At 73.2% G+C, this 6,294-nt stretch carries 8 protein-coding genes; 5 read left to right on the top strand and 3 right to left on the bottom strand.

Features of this window, described 5'->3' with window-relative positions:
- Positions 1 to 145: 145 nt before the first annotated feature.
- Genes ACILRH_RS22730 through ACILRH_RS22720 form a run of 3 tightly spaced genes read left to right on the top strand, consistent with a single transcriptional unit; the run spans position 146 to position 2,433 of the window.
- Positions 146 to 934: an exodeoxyribonuclease III gene (locus tag ACILRH_RS22730; RefSeq protein WP_395696357.1), complete on the top strand. Its 789-nt coding sequence runs from the start codon at positions 146 to 148 to the stop codon at positions 932 to 934.
- Between the two features lie 36 nt (positions 935 to 970).
- The gene (locus ACILRH_RS22725) at positions 971 to 2,023 is read left to right on the top strand and encodes a DNA recombination protein RmuC (RefSeq protein ID WP_395696356.1); all 1,053 of its coding nucleotides are present in this window, start codon (positions 971 to 973) and stop codon (positions 2,021 to 2,023) included.
- A complete protein-coding gene (locus tag ACILRH_RS22720) occupies positions 2,020 to 2,433 on the top strand; it encodes a DUF6542 domain-containing protein (RefSeq protein WP_395696355.1) in 414 nt (137 codons plus the stop codon). Before ACILRH_RS22725 ends, ACILRH_RS22720 begins: the two co-directional genes overlap by 4 nt.
- 4 nt (positions 2,434 to 2,437) lie before the next feature.
- Here ACILRH_RS22720 and ACILRH_RS22715 read toward each other — a convergent pair whose 3' ends face one another.
- Both ACILRH_RS22715 and ACILRH_RS22710 read right to left on the bottom strand, forming a co-directional pair.
- Positions 2,438 to 3,064 (bottom strand): L-threonylcarbamoyladenylate synthase, encoded by a 627-nt coding sequence (locus ACILRH_RS22715; protein ID WP_395696354.1) that lies wholly within the window; start codon positions 3,062 to 3,064, stop codon positions 2,438 to 2,440.
- Positions 3,065 to 3,077: 13 nt separating this feature from the next.
- Positions 3,078 to 4,091, bottom strand: coding sequence for a 4-hydroxy-3-methylbut-2-enyl diphosphate reductase (locus ACILRH_RS22710; RefSeq protein ID WP_395696353.1), 1,014 nt, complete (start codon positions 4,089 to 4,091; stop codon positions 3,078 to 3,080).
- 46 nt (positions 4,092 to 4,137) lie between these two features.
- Between ACILRH_RS22710 and xseA the strand changes: the two genes are divergently transcribed.
- Positions 4,138 to 5,382: an exodeoxyribonuclease VII large subunit gene (gene xseA, locus ACILRH_RS22705; RefSeq protein ID WP_395696352.1), complete on the top strand. Its 1,245-nt coding sequence runs from the start codon at positions 4,138 to 4,140 to the stop codon at positions 5,380 to 5,382.
- On the top strand, positions 5,366 to 5,572 hold the full coding sequence (locus ACILRH_RS22700; RefSeq protein ID WP_395696351.1) for an exodeoxyribonuclease VII small subunit: 207 nt from the start codon (positions 5,366 to 5,368) through the stop codon (positions 5,570 to 5,572). Before xseA ends, ACILRH_RS22700 begins: the two co-directional genes overlap by 17 nt.
- A 106-nt stretch (positions 5,573 to 5,678) precedes the next feature.
- Here the strand turns inward: ACILRH_RS22700 and ACILRH_RS22695 are convergent, their stop codons facing one another.
- On the bottom strand, positions 5,679 to 6,260 hold the full coding sequence (locus tag ACILRH_RS22695) for a DUF4245 family protein (RefSeq protein ID WP_395696350.1): 582 nt from the start codon (positions 6,258 to 6,260) through the stop codon (positions 5,679 to 5,681).
- Between the last annotated feature and the right edge of the window lie 34 nt (positions 6,261 to 6,294).

Raw genomic sequence — 6,294 nt, 5'->3', positions numbered from 1 at the left:
AGCCATCAACGCCTCCTCGTCACCGGCGGGGGCACGATCTAGAGCTAGACCTCCCGGGCCTGGGTGGAACAGTGCTCACCCACCGGCGGACTCGGACACCACTCTGGCCGAAACCCGACCGGTGCAGCCCCATTAGGGTGCGGATGTGCGCATCGCGACCTGGAACGTGAACTCGCTCCGCTCCCGCATCGACCGCGTCGAGGCCTTCCTCGACCGGCACGAGGTCGACGTGCTCGCGCTGCAGGAGACCAAGGCGCGCGTGGATCAGCTGCCGTTGCTGGGGATCGAGGCGCGCGGCTACGACGTCGCCGTCGCCGGGGTGGACCAGTGGAACGGGGTCGCGATCTTCAGCCGGGTCGGGCTCGAGGAGGTCCAGACCGGCTTCCCCGGGCAGCCGGTGTGGACCAAGGAGGAGCAGGGCGAGGCGGCGCCGGAGTCGCGGGCGATCGGGGCCACGTGCGGCGGCGTCCGGGTGTGGTCGCTCTACGTGCCCAACGGCCGCAAGCCCGACGACCCGCACTACGTCTACAAGCTCGAGTGGCTGGCCCGGCTCCGCGAGGCCGCGCGCGCGTGGCGCGACCAGCCGACGGCGCTGGTCGGCGACTGGAACATCGCCCCCACCGACGAGGACGTCTTCGACCCGGCGCAGTTCGTGCGGTCGACCCACGTCACGCCGCCCGAGCGCGCGGCCTTCCAGGCCTTCCTCGACGACGGGTACGTCGACGTGGTCCGCCCGCACGCGCCCGGCCCCGAGGTCTACACCTACTGGGACTACTACCGGCAGCGCTTCGAGCGCAACCGGGGCCTGCGCATCGACTTCGTGCTCGGCTCGGCGGCGTTCGCGGAGCGGGTCACCGGTGCCTTCATCGACCGCGAGGAGCGGGCCGGCACCGGCGCGTCCGACCACGCCCCGGTGGTCGTCGACATCGCCTGACCGGGCGGTGTCGGTGGTCGGCGCCATGCTGGCCCCATGACCGCAGTGACGCTCCTCCTCACCCTCATCGTCGGGCTCGCGCTCGGCGGCCTGGTGGGCGCCCTGGGGGGTGTGCTCTGGTCGCGCTCGCGCAGCCCCTACGTCGCCGGCCTGGTCGACCAGGCCGAGGTGATGCAGGGCCTGGACCGGCTGAGCGACCAGATGCACCACCTCGACCGGGCCCGGGCCGCGTGGCAGGGCCAGTTCGACACCCAGGTCGACCAGCTGCAGCGGGAGACCCGGGCCCTGTCCACCGCCCTGCGCAGGCCGCAGGTCCGCGGCCGTTGGGGCGAGCTGCACCTGCGCCGCGCCGTCGAGCTCGCCGGCCTCGTCGACCGCTGCGACTTCACCGAGCAGGCCCGCCTGGCCGACGGGGCCCGGCGACCCGACCTCGTGGTCCACCTGGTCGGTGGGCGCACGGTCGTGGTCGACGCGAAGGTGCCGCTGGACGCCTACCTCGACGCGACGTCCACCGACGACGACGACGAGCGCGCCCACCACCTGCGCCGCCACGCGGCCCAGCTGCGCACCCACGTCGACCAGCTGGGCTCCAAGCAGTACTGGCGGTCGCTGCCCGAGAGCCCCGAGTTCGTCGTCCTCTTCGTCCCCGCCGAGTCGTTCCTGGCCGCCGCGCTGGAGACCGACGGCTCGCTCATCGAGCACGCGGCGACCCGTCAGGTGGTGCTCGCCACCCCGACGACGCTCATCGCGCTGCTGCGCACGGTGGCCCACGGCTGGACGCACGAGGCGCTGGCCGAGCAGGCACAGGAGATCCACCGGCTCGGCGGGGAGCTCCACGAGCGGCTCGCGACCATGAACGGCCACCTCGACCGGCTCGGTCGTTCGCTGGACCGGGCCGTCGGCCACTACAACCAGGCGGTCGGCTCGCTGGAGTCCCGCGTGCTCGTGACCGCCCGTCGGTTCGGCGACCTGCCCGCGCCCCGGCAGGTGGAGTCCGCGAGCCGGTCGGTGGCACCGGTCGAGCTCACCGTGGTCGACCGGCGCGCCGCCGACGACGAGGGGGTCGGCGACCCTACCGTGGCCATGTGAGCCAGCGCCGCACGCTCTGGGAGGAGGGGCGCGAGCCCGGCCGTCAGGTCGTCGCGCTCGGGCTGGCGCTCGCCCTGACGGCGACGGTGCTCGACCTCGCCCTCTCCGGCTCGCTCGGGCTGTTCTTCGACGTGGTCTTCGTGCTCAGCTGTGTGGCGCTGGCGCTGGCCGTGCGGCCCCGCGACTTCTTCACCGTCGGCGTGCTGCCGCCGCTGCTGATGGTGGTCGTGTTCGTCCTGGTCGGGCTGACCCGGCCCGAGGCGATCGCCGACCCCGGTGACGGGGTCGTCCAGGCCGTGGTCGCCGGGCTCGGCCACCACGCCGGCGCCCTGGTCACCGGCTACGTGCTCAGCCTCGTGATCCTCGCGATCCGGCACCGGGTCATCGAGCGTCGCGGCCTGCCGGCCTGAGAGGTCAGTCGACCTCGAACCGCGAGGGGTCGCCCGCACCGACCCGGACCACCTCGGGGTAGCCCTCCGACCAGTCGACCACCGTGGTCGGCTCCCCGAGGGTCTCCCCCGCCTCGACCACCAGGTCGACCTGGTGGTCCAGCTCCTCCTTGATCTCCCACCCCAGGCTGCGCGGCTCGAGCTCCCCCGGCAGGATCAGGGTGGTCGTCAGCAACGGCTCGCCCAGCACGTCGAGCAGCGCCTGGACGAACACGTGGTCGGGGATCCGCACGCCGACCGTGCGCTTCTTGGGGTGCATCAGCCGCCGGGGGACCTCCTGGGTCGCGGGCAGGATGAAGGTGTAGGGACCCGGGGTCGCCGCCTTGATCGCGCGGAACGCCGAGTTGTCCAGCTTCGCCAGGTGCCCCAGCTGGGCGAAGTCCTTGCACACGAGCGTGAAGTGGTGGCGCTCGTCGAGCCCGCGGATGCGCAGGATCCGGTCGCGGGCGTCCCGGTTGCCGAGCTGGCAGCCGAGCGCGTAGCCGGAGTCGGTCGGGTAGGCGATCAGCTGGTCGTCGTGCAGGGCGTCGACGATCTGCTGCAGCAGCCGGGGCTGGGGGTTGTCGGGATGGACGTCGACGTACCTGGCCATGACTCGGGCGCCCCTAGGCGCGGCCCGCGGCCTTGAGGTCGCGGCGCAGCTCCTTGGGCAGCGCGAAGATGAGCGACTCCTCGGCGCTGTGCACGGCCCGGGCGTCGGGGTAGCCGCGCTCGGCGAGGTAGGAGAGCACCCCCTCGACCAGCGCCTCGGGGACGCTCGCCCCCGAGGTGACGCTCACGGTGGACACGCCGTCGAGCCAGGCCTCCTGGATCTCCGAGGCGTCGTCGACGCGGTACGCCGACCGCGCACCGGCCTCCAGCGCCACCTCGACCAGCCGCACCGAGTTCGAGGAGTTGCCCGAGCCGACCACGATCACCAGGTCGGCGTCCTGGGCGATCTCCTTGACGGCCAGCTGCCGGTTCTGGGTGGCGTAGCAGATGTCGTCGCTGGGCGGGTCCAGGAGCTCGGGGAACCGCTCGCGGATCGCCGCCACGGTCTCTAGGGTCTCGTCGACCGACAGGGTCGTCTGGGAGAGCCAGGCGACCCGGGAGGGGTCCCGCACGACGACGTTCGCGACGTCGTCGGGTCCCTGCACGAGCTGGATGTGCCCGGGCGCCTCCCCGGCGGTCCCCTCGACCTCCTCGTGGCCGGCGTGGCCGATGAGGAGGATGTCGTAGTCCTCGTTCGCGAAGCGCTTGGCCTCGTGGTGGACCTTGGTCACCAGCGGGCAGGTGGCGTCGATGGTCTTCAGGCCACGCTCCTCGGCCTGGCGGTGCACCTCGGGCGACACGCCGTGGGCCGAGAACACGACGGTCCGGCCCTCCGGCACCTCGTCGAGCTCCTCGACGAAGATCGCGCCGCGGCGTTCGAGGTCGGCGACGACGTGCTTGTTGTGCACGATCTGCTTGCGGACGTAGACGGGCGCGCCGTAGAGGTCCAGGGCCTTCTCGACGGTGATCACCGCCCGGTCGACCCCGGCGCAGTAGCCCCGCGGGGCCGCCAGCAGCACGGCCCGCTCGGCGTCCTCCGGGGACAGCACGGGAGGCATGCCGATGCTGGTCGCGCGGTCGGTCGTCATGCCGTCCAGTCTAAGGACGTCGGGGCGATCCCCTAATCTCGCCCGCATGGCCCTGGAGACGTCGCTGGAGTCGCCGGCCCCGGTGCGGCAGGTCGCCAACGCGATCGCCGGCTGGGTCGACCGGCTCGGCGCGGTGTGGGTCGAGGGTCAGGTAGCCCAGGTGAGCCGGCGTCCGGGCATGAGCACGGTCTTCATGACGCTGCGCGACGCGGTCGCCGACATCTCGGTCACCGTCACCTGCTCACGCACCCTCTTCGACGGGCTCGAGCCGCCCGTGGTCGAGGGCGCGAGCATCGTCGTCCACGCCAAGCCGTCCTACTACGCCAACCGGGGCACGATGTCGCTCTACGCGCGCGACATCCGGATGGTCGGTCTCGGCGAGCTGCTCGCCCGGCTCGAGCGGCGCCGGCAGCTGCTCGCCGCCGAGGGGCTCTTCGCCCTCGACCTGAAGCGCCGACTGCCGTTCCTGCCGGGCACGGTCGGCCTGGTGACCGCGCCGCACAGCGCCGCGGAGCGCGACGTGGTCGAGAACGCCCGGCGCCGCTGGCCGGCCGTGCGGTTCGAGGTCGCCTACGCCGCGATGCAGGGCACCCGCTCGGCGAGCGAGGTGATCGAGGCGGTCGAGCGGCTCGACCGCGACCCCGCGGTCGAGGTCATCGTGGTCGCCCGCGGCGGCGGCTCGGTCGAGGACCTGCTGCCGTTCTCCGACGAGGCGCTGGTGCGCGCGGTAGCGCGGGTCCGGACGCCGGTCGTCTCCGCGATCGGGCACGAGCCCGACCAGCCACTGCTCGACCTCGTCGCCGACGTGCGTGCCTCGACGCCCACCGACGCCGCCAAGCTGGTCGTCCCCGACGTCGCCGAGGAGCTCCGCAACGTGGTCCGCGCCCGGGAGCGGCTGCGCGGGGCGCTCGGCGGCCTGCTGGCCCGCGAGCAGGCGGGGCTCGACGCCCTGCGCGCCCGGCCGGCCCTGGCCGACCCCCGTACGCTGCTCGACGCCCGCGGCGAGGAGGTCGCCCAGCTGCGCGACCGGGCCCGCCGGTCCCTGCGCCACCACCTGGACCGGGCGACCGACGAGGTCGCCCACCAGCGCGCCCGCGCCCGGGCGCTGTCGCCGCTGGAGACCCTCCGGCGCGGCTACGCCGTCCTCCAGGACGCCGACGGCCACGTGCTGACCTCCGTGAGCGGCGTCGCCGCGGGGCAGCAGGTCAGCGTCCGGGTCGCCGACGGGCGTGTCCACGCGACCACCACCAGCACCGAGCACCTCGAGGAGTCCGATGGCCGAGAAGACTGAGCAGGAGACCCCCTCCTACGAGGCCGCCCGCGAGGAGCTGGTCGAGGTGGTCCGCGCGCTCGAGGCGGGTGGCACCACCCTCGAGGAGTCGCTCGCGCTCTGGGAGCGTGGCGAGCGCCTGGCCACGATCTGCCAGGACTGGCTCGACGGCGCCCGCGCCCGCCTCGACGCGGTCACCGAGGACGGTTGAGTTGAGGGTTGTGACCGGTCGAGTTGAGGGTTGTGACCGGTCGAGTCGAGCGTGGTGACCGGTCGGATGGTCGGAACTCCCGACTCGAGTGGTCAGAACTCCCGACTCAACCCTGGGGGCTGGGCGAGGAGGGGGGCACCGTCGCGGTCGTGAGCGACTCGACGAAGGTGCGCAGGGCGTCGGCGTCCCCGGAGCTGTAGACCAGGACGGTGTCGTCGCCGACGTCGGTGGTCCAGGCGTGGTCGGCGTCGGTGTCGTCCCAGCCGGTCCAGGTCCCCACGGCGGTGGAGAGGGTGTCGCCGGACTCCGACGCCCCCTCGCCGACGTAGGTGTCCAGCAGCTCGCGCGTGGGGGTGTCGGACTGGTGGATGCCCGCGGTGTGCGCGTCGTCGGTGGTGAACACCAGGTCGACCGCCGGCCGCTCCCCCGGGTCGAACGACGCCGCCTTGGTCGTCCAGCCGTCGGGGAGGCTCGGCGGGTGCACGACCTGCACGCCGAGCTGCTGCACGCTCACGACCAGCTCGCGGTAGTCGACGTCGTCGGGCTGGTACTCCGGCTGGTCGCTGAGCACGCCGTGGAGGAGCTGGCAGCTGCCGAGGACCACGAGGAGCAGCAGCATGGCGCCGATCAGGCCGGCCAGGCTCGTCGTCCGCCGCCCCGGGCGGCCGGTGTCGGACCCCTCGCTCACGAGGACCATCCTCACAGGTGATCTAGATTCTCCG

The organism is Nocardioides sp. (assembly GCF_044226765.1).
Classification (GTDB): Bacteria; Actinomycetota; Actinomycetes; order Propionibacteriales; family Nocardioidaceae; genus Nocardioides.
Note: the sequence above shows the minus strand (reverse complement) of the source record. Positions and strands in the feature narration are given on the sequence as shown.

Excerpts from the sequence above, each read along its gene's own strand:
- ACILRH_RS22725 (WP_395696356.1), top strand. The coding sequence starts at position 971 with ATGACCGCAGTGACGCTCCTCCTCACCCTCATCGTCGGGCTCGCGCTC.
- ACILRH_RS22715 (WP_395696354.1), bottom strand. The coding sequence starts at position 3,064 with ATGGCCAGGTACGTCGACGTCCATCCCGACAACCCCCAGCCCCGGCTG.
- ACILRH_RS22710 (WP_395696353.1), bottom strand. The coding sequence starts at position 4,091 with ATGACGACCGACCGCGCGACCAGCATCGGCATGCCTCCCGTGCTGTCC.
- xseA (WP_395696352.1), top strand. The coding sequence starts at position 4,138 with ATGGCCCTGGAGACGTCGCTGGAGTCGCCGGCCCCGGTGCGGCAGGTC.
- ACILRH_RS22700 (WP_395696351.1), top strand. The coding sequence starts at position 5,366 with ATGGCCGAGAAGACTGAGCAGGAGACCCCCTCCTACGAGGCCGCCCGC.